The sequence below is a fragment of the Petrimonas sp. genome (genome assembly GCF_963921705.1).
Classification (GTDB): Bacteria; Bacteroidota; Bacteroidia; order Bacteroidales; family Dysgonomonadaceae; genus Petrimonas; species Petrimonas sulfuriphila.
Genome location: NZ_OY997410.1, coordinates 2,146,736 through 2,166,461, shown reverse-complemented (window position 1 = coordinate 2,166,461; position 19,726 = coordinate 2,146,736). Strand labels below are relative to the sequence as shown.

The following is a 19,726-nucleotide window of genomic DNA, read 5'->3' as shown; positions in this document are numbered from 1 at the left end:
CGCAACAGTTGGTTTTTGGTGAGTAAAAATACAAAAAAACAAGCAGAAACAGGAATTTTCAATGAAATTCAACAGAAAAGTCTTCGGCTTATATCAGGAAGATATCGTTCTCTGCAGCCTCCCTTCTCATTTCTTTCGACCATATGCTGGCCTGGATCTCCCCGATATGCGCTTTACGCAAATAGTACATACACAAGCGTGACTGTCCTATCCCTCCACCTATGGAAAGGGGAAGTTCATCGTTGACCAACCGTTTGTGAAAAAACAAACGGAGTTTTTCCTCCTGATTTTTGATTTTTAACTGCTTCAACAAGGCTTTCTTGTCCACCCGAATTCCCATGGATGACAGTTCCACAGCCCTATCTAGCACGGAGTTCCAAACAAGCAAATCGCCATTCAATCCCTCGAAACCCTCCTCGTTGAGTGTTGTCCAGTCGTCGTAATCGGCAGAACGTCCATCGTGTGGCTCACCGTTAGATAAGCTCCCCCCGATACCAATAATAAAAACGGCTCCGCATTCTCTTGCTATGGCATCTTCTCGTTCCTTTGCCGCCAGATCCGGATATTTTTGCAACAAATCTTCAGAAGAAATGAAGGTTATTTCGCGTGGAAGCTCAGGTGTTAACTGAGGAAAATATTCATGTACCAGATATTCGGTACGGAGCATAGCGCTGTAAATCCGCTTTACAACATCTTTCAGGAACGCAACCGTTCTTTCTTTTTCATCGATTACCAACTCCCAATCCCACTGGTCAACATAAAGCGAATGCAGGTTGTCCAATTCTTCATCAGCTCTGATAGCATTCATGTCGGTATAAATACCATACCCCTTTTCTATTCCGTAATCGGCCAGAGTCATTCTTTTCCATTTGGCAAGAGAATGTACAATTTCAGCAACGGTATCGTTCATATCCTTAATAGGAAAACTCACCGGACGCTCTATTCCATTCAGGTCGTCGTTGATTCCGGTTCCCTTTTCCACAAAAAGAGGTGCGGTAACACGCCGTAAACGTAACTCCGATGCTAAATTTTGCTGAAAAAAATCCTTGATTTTTTTAATTCCAAGCTCCGTCTGCCTTAGATTTAACAAGGGTTTATATCCTTTTGGAACAATCAGGTTTGACATTTTATACCGTTTTGATGTAATCGTCTGCAAAGATACATCAATTATTCAGTTTGTCAAATATTTTCATCACAAATACTCATTTTGACAATTTTTTTAATAAAATAAGATCAAAAGAGCATTAAACCTCTAGTTTGCCTATTATTTCGCTGACTGACTTCAAATTATGCCTATCCAGGTAATCGGTAATTCCGTCGATTACTTTCATGGAAACCGCAGGATCTATAAAGTTATAGGTCCCGATTTGTATGGCTGTCGACCCGGCAAGCATAAATTCAATGGCATCGGCTGCATTTGAAATTCCTCCCATCCCGATAACCGGAATTTTCACGGCATTGTATACTTGCCAAACCATTCGCAGCGCGATAGGCTTTATACACGGACCCGACAACCCTCCCGTCACGGTGGAGAGCCTGGGCCTTCTGGTTTCCGCATCGATAGCCATTCCCAGAAATGTATTTACCAGCGAGACAGAATCAGCCCCCTCATCCTCAACCGCTCTCGCAATATCAGCTATATCGGTAACGTTGGGCGATAACTTTACAATCAATGTCTTATGGTAAACATTGCGAACTGCTCTGGTAACGTTTGCAGCCGACTGGCACGAAGTACCAAAAGCCATTCCGCCCTCTTTGATGTTGGGGCAGGAAATGTTCAGTTCAATGGCAGGAACTTTATCCAAATCGGCCAGTCTTTCGGAACATTTTACGTAATCATCGAGCGTTGAGCCCGATACATTAACGATTATGCAGGTATTGTACCCTTTTATTCCGGGATAAATATGTTCGACAAAGTAGTCCACACCTTTATTTTGCAAGCCGACAGAATTAAGCATTCCGGAAGGTGTTTCAGCCATCCTGGGATAGTCGTTGCCTTGTCTCGGCTCCAGGGTAGTTCCCTTGACAAAAATTGCCCCCAACCGGTTCAAGTCAATGAAATCAGCATATTCCACTCCGTAACCGAAGGTTCCCGATGCCGTGGTTACCGGATTTTGCAATTCCAGTTCTCCGATATTTACTTTTAATCGATCCATGTGAGTTCGTTAATGTTAAAGACGGGTCCATCGGTGCAGGCGCAAAGATTTCCCCGGGTTGTTTTCTCGATACAACAGAGGCAAGCTCCGAAACCGCACGCCATAAGATTTTCCAATGATGCTTCACATCCGGTTTTGTTCGTGCGTGCATACCGGGCTACCGCCACCATCATAGGTTTTGGTCCGCATGTATAAATAAAGTCGTATACGTTGTTCCGAAGAACAGAATGATCGGTTACAAATCCTTTTTCGCCCAACGATCCGTCCTCAGTAGTACAGTACACTGTTCCCAACGCCTCAAAATCACTCAATTGAAGTATATCCCTTTGGGAACGTCCCCCTAACAGGAACTCGGGAGAATACCCTTTTTCATTGAGTTTTTTCCCCAGAAAAAGCATGGGAGCAGTGCCCACTCCCCCTCCCACAAGCAGGTATTTGCCCTCTTTCTTCGGAATGGTAAAGGAGTTGCCCAGCGGAAAAATCAGATTCAATAGTTGACCTGCAGGTGTTTCACATATTTTTCGGGTTCCTTCACCCACACGCTGTATCAAAAGCCACATTTCATTTTTTTCCTTATCTACAAAGTTTATGGATATAGGCCTTCGAAGAAACACATTGCCTGAATTACTTACTAAAACCTGAACAAACTGTCCCGGAAACATATCGGGCAACGTATCATTATCTGCCGGAGTAACCTTGATCAGGTTGTTCTGGTAATTAAGAGGTTCGTTTGAGCGAACAATGAAGTCGAGTACTTTCATCGGTGAAAACTTTATTGGGTACAAATTTACACTATAATTTTCAATTCCTGCACAGGCGCACAAAGATAAAACCAGGCTTGCAAAGGGCAAACCTGGTTCTGAAGCAGGATTACGGTTTTTTAAAAACCCCTTTTCTCTATTTTATCCGGCTGCTATCCTTTCTTTTGGGAACCGTCCACAAATATACCGTTCTGCCATCTACTGATACCTGCTTATCTGGCTTCCAGTCACCCATGTCAAAAGCATGAGAAACAACCCTGCTTCCCGGTTTCATTTCTTTCAGTATTTTCGGCATTAATTTCAGGTTGACATCCGGTAGCAGATAAAGGGTTAGCACAGTAGCTTTACTGAAATCAAAATCGAAAAGATTTCCTTCGTAAAATTTCACTTTCTTTTCTACTCCTTTTTTCTTAGCATAAGCATTGGCCTCCTCAATCCTTTCCGGGTTCAGATCCACTCCTATCCCGGTAGCTCCATATTTTTTGGCAGCAGTTATCACTATACGCCCATCACCGCATCCCAAATCGTAAACGACATCGCTCCTGTTCACTTTTGCCAAATCAAGCATAACATCTACCACCTCCATCGGAGTAGGAACATAGGGAACGTCAAGATCTATCTGGGCATTTAACTGTGTGAATGCCAACGTGAATAACAAAACAAACAAGCACTTGACTGATTTCATGTTGTGTAATTTTTAATTGTTAGAAAATAAGGGTCTTATGTAATAAATCAACGGGTACCGTTAATTGTTCAACCGATGTAAGAATAAATAAGGTAAAATTAACAATTTAAGACTGTTAATCCTTCCTGGCTACAATCTTGTTTTTAAAAAGAAGGTAAAAAATCAGCCCGATGATTAAAAGTGCCGCCCCCAATAAAGCACCTTTGCCGGTATAAGACAGACTCGAATAAAGTAAATATCCACAAAACACAACAAACAAGAGCGGGGTTACCGGGAACAACGGAACTTTGAACGGTCGTGGTACGTCAGGCATCTTTACCCGCAGTACAATCAATCCAATGCCCATACACAAAAAGAAAAACCAAAAAACGGGTGCTGTAAAATCGACCATGGATTCGAATCCGCTCCGGCTAAATGCTCCGAAAATTATAAGCAAAACAGCAATGACACCTTGAATAAGAAGGGAATTGAGCGGCGCAGACTTTCTTTCGTTCCATTTTCCGAGAGTGGCAAACAGACTGAAATCTTTTCCCAGTGCATAATTGGATCGTGCACCCGTAAAAATAGTTGTGTTTAATGATGTTAAAGCAGAGAATATTACCAGCAAGCCTATTAAAACAACCCCTTTTTTTCCAAGCGTAACCCTCATCATATCCACCCCAACGGCATCCGACGCAGCCATCCCAGGAAGTCCCAACACATTCAAAAAAGCCATATTGATAAGAAGGTACACCGCGGTTATGATCAAAATACCCGCAACCAGCACAAATACCATCTTCCTACTGCCAGCCTTCAACTCCGAAGAGACATAAGCTGCCTCATTCCATCCGCCAAAAGTCAATAAAACAAAAATAAGAGCCAGGCTGAATGATTGAAAAGAGGGCGATGATTCAATACCCGGAGAGGCTGTTGACGAAATATCGGGCTCTACAAAAAAACCCACTACGATGATGATCAGTATGCCGGTAAACTGCAATGCGGACAGAAGCTTTTGAAGGCCAGTTCCGAATTGAATTCCCAGCCTATTTACCAGGGTGAGCAGAACCACTACGAGAACAGCATAAAAAGAGGCTGAATGTTCGCCAAACGATAGCAGTTTCGACATATAGTCACCCGCAATATAAGCCAGTATAGCAATGGAGCCTGTTTGAATAACCGCAATACGCGCCCAGGCAAACAAGAAAGAGAACCCATTACCAAACGCCATTCTTAAAAAATGGTAATCGCCTCCAGCACTGGGAAAGGCAGAGCTAAGCTCCGAATAGCAAAGCGCACCGGCAAGAGAAACCAGGCCTCCCAGCACCCAGACACTCAAGAACCAAAATCCATCGGGAGTGTTCGCTGCAACCACCGACGGTGTTCTGAAAATTCCAGCACCGATCACAATGCCTGTAATCAGAACAATAGCGTCTATAAGGCGTAATGTAGGTTTGGGAGCTGCGGGCGGACATATCTCGTTTTGATCCGAAGAAATCCTGCTGTCAACTGTTGATCCGTTGCCTGTATTTGCGTTGTTCTTTTGCATAACACCATCAGTTATCGCAAATCCAAAGATACAAATAATTAATTTATTAATGTTCTACAGGTATCCGTCAAATAAAACAAGGGTTCCGGATTGAACGGGAAAGGAAATTTAATTTTTGAGGAATAGGGAAAGCGTCAAAAACAACACATTATTTAACCGGCTGCGGTACAAAAGTTTCAAATGTGCTGTCGTTGTAATAAATAATTATTTGCCTGATTTTTTTATCATTATTTTTCTGAGCATCAATAATCTTATTTTCAATAACTTGAATATTTTTTTCAGGCTTATTAACGTCAATTCCTTCAGGTTTAACGACCGTTTCTTTCTCCTGGGGTGTTGCAGGAGGACCCTGATGGAATAAATCATGTTCTTTAGGTATAGAATCCATATCAAATCCATCTTTATACATCTGTCCTGTACCATTGATTAGCCACTCAGTATTGATGTACGGCATTCCTGATAAAATTTTGGTAACGACATCGAGGCTAGGGTTGTTTCTTCCGTTTAGAATATGAGAAATATTGGCCCGGTTAATCTGAAGTCTATCGGCAAATTTTGCCGGCGTCAAATTTTCATTTTCCATTATTTGTCTAATTCGTTCTCTCATGATGCAAGAATATGAATAATGAATAAATATTCAGTATTTAATTTAGATACAAATGTACGAAACATTATTTACAAATAGAAATTATTAAAATATATATTTGTTAATTACAAAAGTATCTAATCAATAAACAATTGTACTTGCAAATAAAATAACAACGGTTAACAACGTCAAAAACTGAAAAAATATAAACTTTAAAATATTAATCTATAGTACTGATATATATCATTATAAATAATATATAATGCTATTATTTAACAAATTATCCGCATTCTTAGGGTTGAAAATCGCTAAAAACTAATCTATAAATTTAATAAATGATTTTAACTATATGATTTATAGATATTTAGTATCTACAAATAAATTGATTATCTGTTTGTTAAAATAATAAATATACAAATGTTTTATACTTTTTGGTATTTATGTTTGATCTTAGTCTTGGTACATTTGTTGTTTACTTTTGAAATGGATACAAAAGTAAATTATTTGTATGTGTCTTATTGCTTGTAATTATTCAACGACTGTTGAAAATTTATTTAAGCCGAACCGTATTTTTTCGTCAAGCAATCAGTAGCATTTGGGAAGACAGAGGATAAATACTCGAAATACACCAGAACTCCACTAAAAACAAAAAAATACCGGGAACTCCCCATGTCAATAGAAATAATCGATTCTCGTAGGATTCAAAAAACTATTATTTACTGATAATCAAACAATTGATACTAAAAATCTATGCTAAAAAAAGTGATCTGATAAATAATAAGAGTAAAAAATGGAAAATCAGAGAAAAATGATTTAATTTGTGAAACTTTAAACGTATAAAAAAATGAAAAAAGGAATAATTTCAGTTTTACTGTTCATCACCGTTGTTCTGCTGGCATCTGCCCAAAACAAACAAAAAAATCTATACGATTTTACAGTTATTGATATCGACGGAAAGAAATTCGACCTTTCTCAGTTTAAGGGAAAAAAAGTCATGATCGTTAATGTTGCTTCAAAATGCGGGTTCACTCCCCAATACGAACTTCTTCAGGAACTCTACGATGAATATAAGGACACGGGCTTCGTTATCATTGGATTCCCTGCGAATAACTTCAAGGATCAGGAACCCGGATCCAACAAAGAGATAAAAGAGTTTTGTACCTTGAATTACGGCGTGACTTTCCCGATGATGGAAAAAATTAGTGTTGCCGGCAATGATCAAGCTCCTCTTTATAAATGGCTGACCCAAAAATCTGAAAATGGAAAAATTGACCAGGAAGTCACTTGGAATTTCCAAAAATTCCTGATTGATAAGAAAGGAAACCTGGTGGATGTGGTGATGCCTAAAGAAAGTCCCAAAAGCAAAGTCATTCTGGATTGGTTGACAAAAGACTAATGCATTATTTTGTAAACCAATTCTTTAAGTAATTCTCCGGGAGAAGCAGAGACATTATCGATCCCTTTGGATTTCCCGTCGAAAATGCGTAAGCAGGTGATAATCTCCATTACTTTTACAGCGTTGTAATTCCGTAGACCGGTCATGTAATCACGGGCGAAAAACGATGATTTCAGGTTAAGCGCCAACATCACGTTTTGCTCGTTTTTTTGCGGTAACCAAAAGCATTCCAACAAATTGCTGAAGTAGTTGAACAAAACCGACAACGTGACAACGCTGGGGTTGTCCTTTTGATTTTTACCGAAATAATCGACTATTGTATTGGCTTTCAAGATGTTTTTTTCAGCAATGGCTTTTAACAACTCAAAATTGTTGTAATCTTTGCTGATACCCACATTTTTTTCTATAAGTTCCGAAGTAACCGTGTTGGAACCTTCGGGAAGGGAAACTTCCAGTTTTTGAAGCTGCTGAATAAGTTTACTGATGTCGTTCCCTACAAAATCGGTAATCATCTGAGCCGATTTCTCATCGATCCGGATCCTTCTCTCGGAAAAATAGTTTTTTATAAAAGACGGTACCTGGTTTTCGTACCACTTTTTCGACTCAAACACTACTCCTCCGTTTTTTTCAATATGCTTTATCACAGCCTTTCTTTTATCTACGGTACCGTGTTTGTAGCTAATAACCAACACCGTACTTTTCAATGGATTTTTGACGTAAGAATCCAACAGGTCAAACTTATTGAGTTCCTGCGCCTCTTTCACTACAATAAGCTGGTATTCAGCCATCATCGGAAAACGTCGTGCTGCAGCTACAATGGCATTCACATCAGAATCCACCCCGTAAAATGTGAGCAGGTTGAAATCTTTTTCGGTCTCAGTAAGTACTTTCTCCAACAACAGCTCCGTCAGTTGATCTATGAAATAGGCTTCGTCCCCCATCAACAAATAGACGGGGGCAAAATTCCGGTTGGAAATGTCTTTTTTCAGTGAATCGAAGGTAATGTTGGCCATTTATTTTTGACTTTTAAATTTTTAGATATAAAGATTTCAGCATCCGTCATCATTACCAGTCAAACCGGAGATGTTTTACCGTTGAACCTCTGTTGATAAGTGTGGTAAGCGATTTAATGCCAATCTTAACGTGTTCTTCCACGAAATTCTCGGTAATGACCTTATCGCTTTTATCGGTCTTTACGCCTGTAGAAATCATGGGTTGGTCCGAAACCAACAGCAGGGCACCCGTAGGAATATGATTGGCAAAGCCGCACGTGAATAATGTTGCCGTTTCCATGTCCACAGCCATTACGCGCAATTTCCGCAGGTAGTTTTTGAATTCATCGTCATATTCCCACACGCGACGATTCGTGGTGTAAACTGTTCCGGTCCAGTAATCACGCCCAAAATCCCGGATATTTGAAGAAACGGCACGCATAAGGCTAAATGCCGGCAATGAAGGCACTTCGGGTGGAAGATAATCGTTTGAGGTTCCTTCTCCGCGAATAGCAGCAATAGGTAATATATAGTCACCAAGTTCATTTTGTGCTTTTATTCCGCCGCATTTTCCCAGAAACAACACCGCTGTTGGAGAAACCGCACTCAGTAAATCCATGATAGTCGCGGCATTGGCGCTCCCCATACCAAAATTAATGATGGTAACTCCATCGGACGATGCGCTGGGCATATTGGCATCCAGTCCCAAGATAGGAACGTTAAAATGATGGGCAAAAATTTCGACATATTTTTGAAAATTGGTCAACAGAATGAATTTGGTGAAATCTTCCAAAGAGCGCTTTGTATAACGTGGAAGCCAATTTTCAACAATTTCTTGTTTGGTTCTCATATTTAATTTACTTTTGTCTGATCACTTTTCCCGATGAACAAAGATAACATATGTATGCGTTAAATTTGCCAACTTTCGATGCTAAAATCCGAAAAACCCCTAACGGTTTGGAAATTTTCGATCCGTTACGCAGGAAATATGTATCCTTGACCCCCGAAGAGTGGGTACGCCAGCATTTTGTGCATTACCTGATTTCAGAGAAAGGATATCCAGCTTCTTTAATGGCAAATGAAACGATGATCAGGTTAAACTCGCTCACCAAACGATGCGATACCGTTGTGTATGACAACAGCCTCCGTCCGGTGGTTATCTGTGAATTTAAGAAACCCGATATAGAGATTACTCAACAGGTTTTCGATCAGGTAGTGAGATACAATATCGTATTGAAAGTGAAATACCTGATTGTATCCAACGGGATGTCTCACTATTGCTGTAAAATGAACTACGAAGATATGTCGTTTGATTATTTACAGGAAATACCGGAGTACGGGGATTTATAGCGTTTATTTCTTCATCACATAAAGCTGGAAGTTTTCGTAACGTTTTACAACTACTTCGTCTCCCTTTTCTATAAATCCTTTCATCGATACCGCGTCGTAATGCTGGTCTCCTATCCTTATTTTTCCGGACGGACGAAGCACAGTAGAGGCTATTCCGGTTTGTCCGACTAATGTCAGCGGTTCCATAGGCACAGAAACATATCCTTCCTGATCGGAAACCAAGGCAACGCGGCTGAAAATTCCCGGTTTTCCGATCCGGCTCGACATATAGATTATCAGGGCCAACCCCATTCCTATTCCTGCAAAAACAACCATTATCGCACGAAACAGTTGCCTGAGAGATAAACCGCTGAAATCGAAATGGATGTTCCCGACCAGAGCAAGTATTAAAGCCGTAAAAACAAGTATTATCCCCGAGATACCTGCCACTCCGAATCCGGGAATAACAAAAATCTCAAAGACAATCAAAATTAAACCCAATACAAACAACAAAACCTCCCAGTTTTGCGCATAGCCGGTCAGGTAAAGCGGCGTAAAATACAACAAGGCAGCCGTCACAGCTACCGCGGTAGGAAAGCCGATCCCCGGCGTTTGCAATTCGAAATAAATTCCTCCAATGATTAACATGATTAAAATGGCCTGCAAAACTCCGTTCATCAATAAGCCTTTAATTCTGTCGTAAAGCGTTGGATTATACGTTTCAAGGTCGTAATCACGATAACCCAGGTACTGTACGGCAATCTGGTTGATATTTTCCGCAATGCCGTCACAGTAATGCAACTCAACGGCCTGACTTGCCGTTAACGTCAGAATCTGGGTAGAATCCGCAAAGCCGGGTATCACAATTTTTTCATCCACCATTGCCTCGGCAACTTTCGGATCGCGTTTCCACTCTATCAATGTATCCCTGTTTTGAATGACCGTGTCTCTTCCGTGACTTTCTGCTGTTGCGCGCATCATTCCACGCATGTACGACTGGTATTTGTCGGGAGCTTTGGAACCGTCCTGGCCGCTCACTACAGTTGCCGCTCCAATGGAGGCCGCCGATCTCATAAAAATACTGTCGCACGCAATGGAAATCAGTGCACCGGCAGAAGCAGCGTTGTTATCTATAAATACGTAAACGGGAAGCTGAAAATTTAAAATGGCGGTACGCATGGAGTCGGCTTCTGTAACAGAGCCACCGTACGTATTCATGTGAAGAAGTATACAATCGGCATTCTTGTTCAGGGCCTGATGCATTCCGTTCTGCAAATATACCCAGGTGTTGCTTCCAATGTTCTCTTTTATATTGATTTTGTAAATCAGTGGATTTGAATGCTGTCCATACGTCATATAGACAAACAGAATGAAAAACAAAACGAAAATCAGCCTGATATTTTTCATCATTCAACAGGTTTATTTCTACAAAGATAGTTGTTTTTCGTTTCTAGGTTGCCCCTTTTAAAAAAAACTGATTATATTTGCCTTTTAAAATTTAAATCTACTATGGTTAAAATCTTAGTCAGTTTAGGCTCGAATATATACTCAAAACAAAATATTGACAGGGCAAGAAGGATGCTCGCTCATTATTTCCCCGATGTTGTTTTCACCCCATCGATAATAACTACGGCGACTGATGAGAAATATTCTTTCCCGTTCCGGAATGTATTGGCAGTTTTTTACAGCGATTTACCATCGGAAGAAATTGTTCAAAAATTAAAAATGATAGAGTTTGCTATGGGACGGCAACCGCGCGATAAAGATACAGGAAAGGTTATTATAGATATCGATTTGCTTCAGTATGGTGACGAAATTCTTCGTCCGGATGACTATGAGAGAGCTTATGTGCAAGCATTGTTGACCCGATTAATCAGTTGATTCAGCATGTTTCAAATAAACCCGTCTCCTCCAATGCCCCGTTACTAGCAGCTCAGTTCAATTCAATCTCGAAACAGATTTTACCCCTTTCACCGCTTTCAGTTTTTTTATTAATTGTTCCAGCATAGAGGTGCTAGCCAGCATTACAGCGATGTTTCCCTGAAATAATCCGTCGTTTGAATCGATGGAGATGGAGCGCATCTGCACTCCGTCTTCTTTTGAAATGATCGACATCAAGTTAGCTACAATATTGAGCTGATCATTTCCAATGATGCGCAGTACGGATGTATAGTTTGCCGTCCCCGAGGTTTTGCCCGACCACCGGGCTTTTAAAATCCGATAACCAAAACGCGAGAACAGATCGTGTGCGTTGGGACAACTTGTACGGTGAATTTTAATTCCTTGCGACGACACAAATCCAAAAATCTCATCACCGTAAATGGGGTTACAGCATTTTGCCAACCGGTAGTCCACCCCGGTCAGGTTCTGATCAATAATAAGCTCGTCAGAGCTTTTTATTTCTTGCGAAGATGGTTTAAGGACAAAACTATCAGCGCTAGTAGCTGAAAGGAAGTCCCTGTGTTCAAACTCTTTACTTCCCAATTCCAAGTAACGGTCTATCACCCAGTTCACTTCCAGTTTCTCAGCGGCGATATCGATGTAAAAGTCTGTTACCGTTTTATATTTTAATTTTTTAATCAGTTGCATCAACAGCGGATCGTCCAGGTCTATCTTGCGGTTTTTCATCCGTCGTGACAACATTTCCTTGGCAATATCCACCTGTTTTCCTGCTTCTTCCTTGAGCAACTGCCGAATCCGGGTTTTGGCCTTCGAGGTCACCACATAATTCAACCAGTCCTGTTTGGGAGACTGGTGCGACGAGGTGTTTATCTCAACCTGGTCTCCGCTTTTCAGCATGTGTTTTATCGGCACATTCTTTCCGTTCACCTTTCCAGACACACAAGTAGCACCCAATTTAGAATGTATGGCAAAAGCAAAATCGAGGACCGACGCACCTTTAGGAAGCTTGAACAGATCGCCTTTCGGGGTGAAAACAAAAATCTCCTCGTCGTACAAATCGAGTTTAAAATCGCCCAGTTTATCCCTGATATCCACATCTCTGCTCTCCAGGGATTCCCGCAACGATTTCAACCAATCGTCCAGCGTGGATTCTTCTTTTATTCCCTTATATTTCCAGTGGGCGGCCAAACCCCGCTCGGCAATATCATCCATTCGCCGGGTCCTGATCTGGACTTCCACCCATTTTGAGTCCGGCCCCATCACCGTGATATGTAATGACTCGTATCCGTTGCTTTTGGGTATGGACAACCAGTCTTTCAACCGCTTCGGATTTGGCTGATACATATCGGTCACAATGGAATATACTTGCCAGCAATGTGCCTTTTCCATTTCCGAAGGAGAATCAAGGATGATGCGTATAGCAAAGAGATCGTAAATATTATCGAATTCAATCTTTTGTTTTTTCAGCTTGTTATTAATGGAATGAATGGATTTTGTACGGCCTTTGATATCGTATTTCAGGTTTGTTTTATCCAGACGTTCCTTTAACGGATGAATAAACTCCTCGATATATTTATCTCGAGAACGTTTGCTTTCATTAAGTTTCCGGGCAATGAAATCGTAAGTCTCCCTATCCGTATACTTCAGCGACAAGTCTTCCAGTTCCGACTTAATAGTATATAAACCCAATCGGTGTGCCAACGGCGCATACAGGTAAGTGGATTCAACGGAAAGATCCAATCGATTTTCCGGAGTCGACTTTTTCGCATCGCGCATCAACTGCAATTGTTCGGCCAATAGTACGAAAACCACACGGATATCTTCAGCTATGGATAGGAGCAACTTGATATAATTCTCCGACTCAACACGCGATTTTTTTTCAGTCAGGTCGTTCACTTTCTTCAAACCCCGAATAATGACAGCTACCTCTTCACCAAACTCCTTCCTGATTTCATCAACCGTAACATAGCCTTTCATCAACGGCCTGAACATTAAAACCGCACAGACCACTGCATACTTTAAGCCAATCTCGTCGACTAATATCACCGCTGTTTTCATATCAAACAAAAGGCCTTGCAACAAATCTTCCGAGCCTTCATCTACGGACCTCTGCAGAGAATCCTCCCAGACTCTTTTCAAAAAGCCGGTTTTCTGCAAGCTCCATCTCTGCCGGAATAAACCATACAGCCTCCGGTGCAAAAGAACATAGTCATCGAAAGATATAGTGGGTATTGTTTTCATTTTTGTCAGCTCATATCCGGTTTGTAACGTAAAATTACAATTTTTTGAAATAAATTGGCTGTTTTACCCATAAACTTGTCACGGGAAAGATTAAAAAATCAGGTTTGTTATCAGGTTTCCATACTGCAATCTTTTCCAATTAGCGGTTTATTTATTACTTTTGTATTTCTAAAAACAAGCAAATGAAAAACTTATTCATTCCCGCAGTCCTGTTAATTTTCGGAATTGTCGCAGGATGTCAGAACAAAAAAACCGACGATGGATTTGTACCTATTTTCGATGGGAAATCGTTGGACGGATGGAAAGGCGACTCCACTTACTGGCGTATAGAGAACGGTATTCTTACCGGTGAGATAACTCCCGAAACCGTTTTATCGAGAAACTCTTTCATTGTCTGGCAAGACGGAGCTCCCGAAAACTTTGAATTGAAACTGGAATACCGGATAAGCGAAGACGGGAACAGCGGTATCAACTACAGGAGTGAGGAAATTGCAGATCTTCCCCATGCACTCAGGGGATACCAGTTTGATATCGACGGCAAAAACAACTATACAGGGCAGAACTACGAAGAGCGACGGAGAACAACACTCGCCTATCAAGGACAAACGGTGGTGTTAAATCCTTTACCTGACTCGTTATCCAGCCTTCCGGTTTCGGACCTGGTCAAGAACAATGCCTGGACAAAAGCAGAAATAGTTGAATTAGCCGATGTTGCCGAATTAAAAAGCCACATCAAAAATAACGATTGGAACTCCTGTCACCTAATTGTAAACGGCAATAAAATGAAGCACATTCTGAACGGTGTTTTGATGAGCGAGGTGACGGATAATGATTTGCTTAACGGAAAGAAACAAGGATTAATTGGCGTTCAGGTTCATGTGGGTCCTCCCATGAAGGTGGAGTTCAGAAACATCCGACTAAAAACCCTGTAAAAAAGATTGACAGAAGAAATGAAAAAACTATCCCTTTGGCTGTTGATATTTTTGCCGGTGTTTGGGTACGCACAGAAAAACGGAGAAACGTTATGGTTGAACGAAGGGTGGACATTCTCGCAAACCGGTAAGGACACCTGGTACGAAGCTCAGGTCCCGGGTTCGGTACAGCACGACCTCATCCGTCATAAAGTGTTGCCCGATCCGTTTTACGGGACCAACGAAAGGCTGGTTCAATGGGTAGAAGACGAAAACTGGGATTTCAAAAAAACGTTCACCGTTTCTGCCGAACAACTCAGGCATGACGATGCGGTTATCTTCTTCGAGGGATTAGACACGCAAGCCGATGTTTTCCTGAACGGCGCTCGGATTCTACGTTCCGAAAATATGTTTGTTGGCTACAAAATATCGGTAAAAAACATACTTAAAGAGGGTGAAAACAGTTTATACATCCGGTTTTATTCACCCGTACAATCGCTGATGCCTGCACGGCTGACCGCAGGGTACGATTATCCGGCCGGAAACGATCACCGCGATGAAAAACTGAGCATATACAACCGGAAAGCACCTTACCAGTTTGGTTGGGACTGGGGAATCCGCATAGCACAGATGGGGATCTGGAAACCGGTATCCTTGGTATTTTATGACAAGGTACGGATCGATGATTTTTTCGTAAAACAGACATCTGTTACAGCACAATCGGCTAAAATCGAAAATATAGTCGAAGTGTTTTCCATCGCCGAAAAACCTGTTTCTGCAATTGTTACGGTTGAATATGCCGCAGCGGGTGAAGCCAAAAGATCGGTATCAAAACAAGTAACGCTACACCGAGGCAACAATACCGTTTTCTTGGAGTTGGAAATTGCATATCCCAAAAGATGGATGCCAACCGGCTGGGGGGATCAACACCTGTATGATTTCACAGCAAACGTTGCTGCGGAAAACCGGGTAATTACTGAAAAAACAGAAAAAATAGGCTTACGTTCTGTCAGACTGGTTCAGGAGCCGGACAAGTACGGAAAATCATTTTATTTCGAAGTAAACGGCATTCCTCTCTTTGCCAAGGGCGCTAATTATATCCCGGGCGAGATTTTCACTACTCAACAAAACGAAGATTATTACACCAAACTTTTTGATAACATTGAAGCGGCAAATATGAACTTTGTCCGTGTGTGGGGCGGCGGAATCTACGAGAACGAAGAATTTTATCGCCAGGCCGATAAAAGAGGCATCCTGGTTTGGCAGGATTTCATTTTCGGCTGTGTGCCCTACCCGTCCGACGATCGTTTTCTGGCCAACGTGAAAGACGAAGTTATATATAACCTCAAACGCCTGCGCAACCGTGCTTCCCTGGCGTTCTGGTGCGGGAACAATGAGGTGGAAGAAGGGCTTCAACACTGGGGTTGGGACAAACAATACCCGGCGGATATTTACAACGTCTGGCTCGAAGGTTACGACAAGACGTTCCGTGAACTCATTCCTGGCCTGGTAAATGAGTTCGACGGAACACGCAGCTATATCCACGGTTCGCCATACGATTCCAACTGGGGAAATCCCGAAACGTTCGCATCGAGCGATGTGCACGACTGGGGGCTCTGGTACGGACACCTGCCGTTCGAAGGAATGGCCGGCCGACTTCCGCGCTTTGCCAGTGAATTCGGCTTCCAGTCGTTCCCCGAAATGAAAACCATCCGCTCTTTCTCACCTGAAAATGAATGGAGCCTGGAAAGTGAAGTAATGAAAGTTCATCAAAAAGCATCCACCGGAAACTCACTCATCAAAAAATACATGGACATGTATTACCACGAACCCCGGAATTTTGAAGATTTCGTTTATATCGGACTGGTAATGCAAGGCAACGGTATGGAAGAATCCGTTGAAGCTATGCGCCGTGGCCGTCCCTATTGCATGGGTGCACTCTATTGGCAGATAAACGATGACTGGCCGGTGGTTTCCTGGTCGAGCATCGATTATTACGGCAACTGGAAAGCACAACACTACCGCATGCGAGACGTGCTGGCTCCGTTGGCATTGGGTGTAGAATTCAAGGATAATCAACTGAATTATTACACCCTGTCGGACTTCCTCATCGATAGGAATGGCTTGCAGTTAACCGTGCAGGTAGTGGATTTCAACAAAGGCGTAGTGAAACAGTTCAAGGAAAAAGTGAACGCAAAAGCCAACTCCAGCAACGTGGTAAAAACTTTCAACGTAGAAGAATTACTATCTGAAGCCGATAAGTCAAACAGGATGATCCGAGCGTGGTTAACCGACAGCAAGGGAAAAAAACTTTCCGTCAAAGATCATTTCTTCTACTGGCCCAACAAACTAAACCTGCCGCAAACCACCGTACAAACTTCGGTAAAATATGCCGACGGCAAATATACCGTTACGCTCACAAGCAAAAAGTTGGCGAAGGACGTTTTTATCGAGATCCCTGTAATGGGCGCGAAGTTTACCGATAACTTCATTGATCTGCTTCCGGGAGAAAAAAAGGTAATAGAAATAACCTCTCCCGAACTGAAAGCATCAGCAAAAACACCGGTTACCGTAAGGCATATTAGGGAGACGTACTGAAGAAAGTTTAAAAGTAAACATGAAATCATTAAAAGAACTGTATAGAATTGGGAACGGCCCGTCCAGCAGCCACACCATGGGACCTAAAAAGGCTGCAGAGCTATTCCTGGAAAGGGCTCCCGGAGCTGCGAAATACGTGGTAACGCTGTACGGAAGCCTGGCAGCTACCGGAAAAGGGCATTTAACCGACACTGCCATCCTGAACGTGTTGGAACCGCATGCCCCAACCACCATCGAGTGGCTACCCAGGACATTCCTGCCGTTTCATCCCAATGCGATGAGGTACGACGCTCTCGACGCAACAGGCAATAAACTCGATTCTTGGACGGTCTACAGCGTAGGTGGCGGAGCATTAAGCGACGGTACCACTGTTGTGGGGCTATCGGAAGCCGCACAAAAAGATATCTATCCGATGACAACCATTGCCGATATACAGGCATGGTGTGAGCAAAACGGCAGAACGTACTGGGAATACGTTGAAATACATGAGGATAATGATATTTGGGAGCATTTGCGGGACGTGTGGCAGGTGATGAAAGCAGCCGTAAAAAGTGGTTTGGATAACGAGGGGGTGTTGCCGGGTCCGTTGAACCTGCAACGCAAAGCCGCATCCTATTTCATCAAAGCCAAAGGCTACAAGGCATCGCTTCAGTCGCGCGGGCTGGTGTTTGCTTATGCGCTGGCGGTCTCGGAGGAAAACGCCTCCGGGGGAAAGATTGTCACTGCGCCTACGTGTGGTTCGTGCGGAGTACTTCCAGCTATCCTGTACTACCTGGAAGAAAGCCGCGATTTCAGCGAAACCCGCATCTTGCGGGCGTTGGCTACAGCCGGTTTGTTCGGCAACGTGGTCAAGCAAAACGCATCGATATCGGGGGCTGAAGTGGGTTGTCAGGGCGAAGTGGGTGTAGCCTGCTCCATGGCGGCAGCAGCAGCCAGCCAGTTGTTCGGGGGTAGTCCGGCTCAGATTGAATATGCGGCCGAAATGGGATTGGAGCATCACCTGGGAATGACATGCGATCCGGTTTGCGGACTGGTACAAGTACCTTGCATCGAGCGAAATGCTTATGCCGCTGCGCGCGCATTGGATGCCAACCTCTACTCATCGTTTACCGACGGTATCCATCTGGTATCGTTCGACCGAGTGGTTGAAGTAATGAAACAAACCGGCCATGATTTACCCTCGCTCTACAAAGAAACCGGAGAGGGCGGGCTCGCAAGGGATTACAAAAGGATGAAAAACTAATTACCCACAGCTTTTTTACTCTGTCATAGCGGGTTTATACATATCCTGTGCAGTAATGCCACATTCCTTCATCATCTGTATGCAATATTCCATTTTACCGAAATCGGAATTGGAGTTGTTGGTACCGAATGTGAATTTCAGCCCGGCAGCTTTGGCTTTCTGAATAAAAGACTTGTTCGGTATCTTATACCGATGGTTGATCTCCAATACTTTATGAGTTCTCACCATAGCCTCAATCACTTTGTTTTGACGTTCATCCGTCCAAAAAAGGTCGTAACGGTCGTTCATCGCATCGGGAAGAAAATTGGGGTTTACATACACATCCATCGGTTCGTCCATAACCTTCACAATGTTCTCAACAATCAGATCCATGTATTTTTGTTCATCGTCTATGAATACTTCATCCGGCATCCACAAGCGGGTTCTGTTGCCTTTTCGATCTGTAAACGTCATGGCATCCGTAAAAACATAATCGAACAGGTCACGCACTTCTTTAGAAAAAGTGGCCGGCCATTCACGCCCTTCTCCCTGCATGGCCTGAACAAACGGCTGGCCTTTCATTCCATTGAAATACTCCAGTACCTGCGCATCATTTTGAATGGGAAATCCTATACCGCAGTTGGGTGCCAATGCATAATTGATGCCATACTTGCGTGATTGGGACCTAGCCAGCTCCAACGTCAGGTCTTCTTTCAGGTGCACGTGATAATCGAGTACCGGAAAATTCGCCTGATGCAGTTTTATGATCTCGTCCGATGATTCGTCGATAGCTTGGACAAGCTGGCTGTCAATCACCGTTTTTTCGATTTTTAACGGCGTAACTTCAATGAATTTCACTTCAACGATACCTTCAGTACTTTGCAGGCAAAAAGTTCCTCCTGAAAGGATTTGCGACCTGTTTTCCGGTGTACGGTACGGTTGTGCAGGTTCAATATAGTCTACTAGTAATTCATCGTTAACAGCCACCTCTATCTTTTTACCTTCTACCCGGATACGAAGGTTAAACCATTCGTTGTTTTTCACAATAGATTTTGTCAGGTTCCTGACTGACAATAAACTTCCCGTTTTTGTCCACCATTGTTGATGATCCAGATCGTTATTGAGCGCAACAGCGTAACCGCCGTTACCGTTTTCATCGGTATGAAAACGGACCTCTCCCTTCCCGTTATCCATCGTTTTTGCCGTAAGAAGCAGTTCAAAATCGGTGAACATTCCGTTTTCCAAGGTCATTTTACCGACACCATCCATTCGGACTACGGAATCCGAAACCGTCACTGGCCCTTCAGTCAGCCAGTTCGTCACATCTTTTCCGTCAAAAAGGATTTTTTTCTTGTTCTGCTCGGTACAGCCCGGCAATATGAGAGAAACAACACACAAGAACGATAGAATTTTTTTTGCCAT

Annotated in this window: 17 protein-coding genes; 6 read left to right on the top strand and 11 right to left on the bottom strand. The window is 42.7% G+C overall.

The window, feature by feature from the left end; genetic code table 11:
* Positions 1–88: 88 nt before the first annotated feature.
* The 6 genes from asnA to AACM02_RS08960 form a co-directional block, all read right to left on the bottom strand.
* Positions 89–1,126 carry an aspartate--ammonia ligase gene (gene asnA, locus AACM02_RS08985; RefSeq protein WP_339116742.1) on the bottom strand — a complete coding sequence of 346 codons (1,038 nt, stop codon included), beginning with the start codon at positions 1,124–1,126 and terminating at the stop codon, positions 89–91.
* A 118-nt stretch (positions 1,127–1,244) separates the two neighbouring features.
* Positions 1,245–2,156: a dihydroorotate dehydrogenase gene (locus tag AACM02_RS08980; protein ID WP_339116741.1), complete on the bottom strand. Its 912-nt coding sequence runs from the start codon at positions 2,154–2,156 to the stop codon at positions 1,245–1,247.
* A complete protein-coding gene (locus tag AACM02_RS08975) occupies positions 2,144–2,917 on the bottom strand; it encodes a dihydroorotate dehydrogenase electron transfer subunit (protein ID WP_339116740.1) in 774 nt (257 codons plus the stop codon). The genes AACM02_RS08980 and AACM02_RS08975 overlap by 13 nt, the downstream gene beginning before the upstream one ends.
* A gap of 136 nt (positions 2,918–3,053) precedes the next feature.
* The gene (locus tag AACM02_RS08970) at positions 3,054–3,602 is read right to left on the bottom strand and encodes a class I SAM-dependent methyltransferase (RefSeq protein ID WP_339116739.1); all 549 of its coding nucleotides are present in this window, start codon (positions 3,600–3,602) and stop codon (positions 3,054–3,056) included.
* 115 nt (positions 3,603–3,717) lie between these two features.
* Entirely contained in the window at positions 3,718–5,127 is a 1,410-nt protein-coding gene (locus AACM02_RS08965; protein ID WP_339116738.1) for an APC family permease, read from the bottom strand.
* A 148-nt stretch (positions 5,128–5,275) separates the two neighbouring features.
* Complete coding sequence (locus AACM02_RS08960) at positions 5,276–5,734, bottom strand: helix-turn-helix transcriptional regulator (RefSeq protein ID WP_332457716.1); 459 nt, start codon at positions 5,732–5,734, stop codon at positions 5,276–5,278.
* Between the two features lie 823 nt (positions 5,735–6,557).
* Here AACM02_RS08960 and AACM02_RS08955 point away from each other — a divergent pair.
* A complete protein-coding gene (locus AACM02_RS08955; protein WP_339116737.1) occupies positions 6,558–7,109 on the top strand; it encodes a glutathione peroxidase in 552 nt (183 codons plus the stop codon).
* Here AACM02_RS08955 and holA read toward each other — a convergent pair.
* Both holA and AACM02_RS08945 read right to left on the bottom strand, forming a co-directional pair.
* Positions 7,106–8,122 (bottom strand): DNA polymerase III subunit delta, encoded by a 1,017-nt coding sequence (holA, locus tag AACM02_RS08950; RefSeq protein WP_339116736.1) that lies wholly within the window; start codon positions 8,120–8,122, stop codon positions 7,106–7,108. The two genes, AACM02_RS08955 and holA, sit on opposite strands and share 4 nt — an antisense overlap.
* A gap of 52 nt (positions 8,123–8,174) precedes the next feature.
* Positions 8,175–8,951: an AMP nucleosidase gene (locus AACM02_RS08945; protein WP_339116735.1), complete on the bottom strand. Its 777-nt coding sequence runs from the start codon at positions 8,949–8,951 to the stop codon at positions 8,175–8,177.
* A 50-nt stretch (positions 8,952–9,001) separates the two neighbouring features.
* Between AACM02_RS08945 and AACM02_RS08940 the strand changes: the two genes are divergently transcribed.
* A complete protein-coding gene (locus AACM02_RS08940) occupies positions 9,002–9,451 on the top strand; it encodes a type I restriction enzyme HsdR N-terminal domain-containing protein (RefSeq protein ID WP_339116734.1) in 450 nt (149 codons plus the stop codon).
* Between the two features lie 3 nt (positions 9,452–9,454).
* Here the strand turns inward: AACM02_RS08940 and AACM02_RS08935 are convergent, their stop codons facing one another.
* Positions 9,455–10,840 (bottom strand): NfeD family protein, encoded by a 1,386-nt coding sequence (locus AACM02_RS08935; protein WP_339116733.1) that lies wholly within the window; start codon positions 10,838–10,840, stop codon positions 9,455–9,457.
* A gap of 99 nt (positions 10,841–10,939) precedes the next feature.
* Here AACM02_RS08935 and AACM02_RS08930 point away from each other — a divergent pair, with 99 nt between their 5' ends.
* Positions 10,940–11,311 carry a 2-amino-4-hydroxy-6-hydroxymethyldihydropteridine diphosphokinase gene (locus tag AACM02_RS08930; RefSeq protein WP_332457710.1) on the top strand — a complete coding sequence of 124 codons (372 nt, stop codon included), beginning with the start codon at positions 10,940–10,942 and terminating at the stop codon, positions 11,309–11,311.
* A gap of 57 nt (positions 11,312–11,368) precedes the next feature.
* Here AACM02_RS08930 and AACM02_RS08925 read toward each other — a convergent pair whose 3' ends face one another.
* Positions 11,369–13,573 carry an HD domain-containing protein gene (locus AACM02_RS08925; RefSeq protein WP_339116732.1) on the bottom strand — a complete coding sequence of 735 codons (2,205 nt, stop codon included), beginning with the start codon at positions 13,571–13,573 and terminating at the stop codon, positions 11,369–11,371.
* Between the two features lie 182 nt (positions 13,574–13,755).
* Between AACM02_RS08925 and AACM02_RS08920 the strand changes: the two genes are divergently transcribed.
* From AACM02_RS08920 to AACM02_RS08910, 3 genes are read left to right on the top strand one after another with little or no spacing between them, the layout of a single operon-like run.
* Positions 13,756–14,505: a DUF1080 domain-containing protein gene (locus AACM02_RS08920; protein WP_332457708.1), complete on the top strand. Its 750-nt coding sequence runs from the start codon at positions 13,756–13,758 to the stop codon at positions 14,503–14,505.
* An 18-nt stretch (positions 14,506–14,523) separates the two neighbouring features.
* The gene (locus tag AACM02_RS08915; RefSeq protein ID WP_339116731.1) at positions 14,524–17,082 is read left to right on the top strand and encodes a glycosyl hydrolase 2 galactose-binding domain-containing protein; all 2,559 of its coding nucleotides are present in this window, start codon (positions 14,524–14,526) and stop codon (positions 17,080–17,082) included.
* A 19-nt stretch (positions 17,083–17,101) separates the two neighbouring features.
* Positions 17,102–18,325, top strand: a complete 1,224-nt coding sequence (locus tag AACM02_RS08910; protein WP_214062885.1) for an L-serine ammonia-lyase — start codon at positions 17,102–17,104, stop codon at positions 18,323–18,325.
* A 15-nt stretch (positions 18,326–18,340) separates the two neighbouring features.
* Here AACM02_RS08910 and AACM02_RS08905 read toward each other — a convergent pair whose 3' ends face one another.
* On the bottom strand, positions 18,341–19,726 hold the full coding sequence (locus AACM02_RS08905; protein ID WP_339116730.1) for a family 16 glycoside hydrolase: 1,386 nt from the start codon (positions 19,724–19,726) through the stop codon (positions 18,341–18,343).